This window comes from Sulfitobacter sp. HI0027 (assembly GCF_001634775.1).
Classification (GTDB): domain Bacteria; phylum Pseudomonadota; class Alphaproteobacteria; order Rhodobacterales; family Rhodobacteraceae; genus Sulfitobacter.
Map to the genome: position 1 here is coordinate 1 of NZ_LWER01000312.1, position 255 is coordinate 255.

Sequence of the window (255 nt, forward strand, 5' to 3'; positions counted from 1 at the left end):
TCTTCACTCCTTGCGCGAGATCGAACAGCTCTTGAACGATCCGAGTTGGATCGGTTCCTGCAAATACCGCGTCACGGACCTCTTGCGCCCGGAACTTCGCGTATCGGACTGTCTTGGTCCCCTCTTTGTCGTATCGAACTCGCGCTCGTTCAACAGTATCCGTCGTGGCTCGGTGGAGGTCTGACAGCTTGATGGACTTGATTAGCAGGTGATTGCTCAAGTTGATCATATGCTGTCTCCATGGGGCATATTGGA

At 53.3% G+C, this 255-nt stretch carries 1 protein-coding gene; it reads right to left on the minus strand.

The features are described 5' to 3' along the window. On the minus strand, positions 1 to 229 hold a 229-nt coding region (locus A3722_RS24900), incomplete at its 3' end, for a hypothetical protein (RefSeq protein ID WP_236627447.1). Between the last annotated feature and the right edge of the window lie 26 nt (positions 230 to 255).